At 45.5% G+C, this 1,555-nt stretch carries 1 protein-coding gene; it reads left to right on the plus strand.

Annotated elements, in window-relative coordinates:
• The first annotated feature begins 274 nt into the window (after positions 1 to 274).
• The gene (locus DW091_RS19895) at positions 275 to 1,489 is read left to right on the plus strand and encodes an IS110 family transposase (RefSeq protein ID WP_058694289.1); all 1,215 of its coding nucleotides are present in this window, start codon (positions 275 to 277) and stop codon (positions 1,487 to 1,489) included.
• Positions 1,490 to 1,555: the final 66 nt, after the last annotated feature.

Here is a 1,555-nt window from a genome sequence, read left to right on the forward strand (position 1 = left end):
CTCCTGTTACAATAAATTTGCGGCAAGTAGCTTAGCAGCCTGCTAAGGACTTTACCACATTGTTGCCTAACTGGTAAAATGAGTAAAATGGCCTGACGCCTTTCTCCAAGGACTCTTTTTAAGACGTCCGTTAAAAAGTCTGTCAGTCAACCGCTCATTTCCAGCGTTCGTTTTATGCAGGTTGAACCGCTTCTTGTGGGTCCGGGTCACCAAACAGATTGAATCGGCAATGATGTAGGTTGGATTGCCAAATTCTATCGGTAAGGAGTTTTTTATGAACACCGTTGGTATTGATGTTTCTAAAGGCAAAAGCATGGTTGCCGTTGCCCGTCCCTTTGGTCAAGTGGTTCTTAAACCTTTTTCGGTTTCTCATCTTTCCAGTGAACTCAGAAAGCTGGCGATCTCTCTGAAAAGCCTGGAAGGGGAAACTCGGGTCATTCTGGAGCATACTGGACGCTATTATGAGCCCATTGCTCTGATGCTCCATACCGCGGGTCTTTTTGTCAGCGCGGTCAATCCTAAGCTCATTAAAGATTATGGGAATAACTCGTTACGCCAAGCGAAAACGGATAAAGCCGATGCCCTTAAAATTGCCCGTTATGGCCTTGACAATTGGGCGGAATTACGACTGTATACGCCGATGGATACCATTCGCTATCAATTAAAAACTTTAAATCGCCAATACGCCCTTTATACGAAAAACAAAACGGCCCTTAAAAACAATCTCATTTCCCTTTTAGACCAAACCTATCCGGGGGTCAACGCACTTTTCACGAGTCCTGTCCGTGAGGATGGTCACCAGAAATGGGTGGATTTTGCAACCACCTTCTGGCATGTGGAGGGTGTCCGTTCTTTAAGCTTAAACGCCTTTACACAGCGTTATCATAAGTGGTGTAAGCGTCACGGTTATTCCTTTTCTTCAGCAAAAGCCGCTGAAATCCACGCCGCTTCTAAAGAACAGATTGCAATCCTTCCAAAGGATTCTTTGACAAAAATGCTCATTCAACAGGCGGTACAGTCACTCAACGCCCTTTCCAAAGTGGCTTCTTCCCTTCGTTTGGAAATGAAAGACCTCGCACAACAGCTCCCGGAATACCCGGTGGTCATGGCCATGTATGGCGTTGGCGATTCTCTTGGCCCGCAGCTCATGGCTGAAATCGGCGATGTTCGAAGGTTTCACAAAAGAAACGCCCTCACTGCCTTTGCTGGTGTTGATCCAAAAGCCAATCAATCGGGAACTCGCGAGTCTAAAAGTAATCCGGCCACTAAACACGGTTCCCCAAAACTTCGTAAAACGCTTTTCTTAGTCATGGAGACCTTGATTAAAAAGTCACCTCTTGATGATCCTGTTTTTCAGTTCATGGATAAAAAACGGGCTGAGGGCAAACCCTACCATGTCTACATGACTGCTGGTGCCAATAAGTTTCTGCGCATTTATTACGGAAAAGTTCGGGAGTACCTGGCCACACTTGTTGATACCTTGGAATAAACACCTTGCTTTTTTCTCTTTTTCAGACCGGCCTTTTTCCTCCGGTCTTTTTAGCATGCCTTTTTT

The organism is Eubacterium sp. AM05-23 (assembly GCF_003477535.1).
GTDB lineage: Bacteria > Bacillota > Clostridia > Eubacteriales > Eubacteriaceae > Eubacterium > Eubacterium maltosivorans.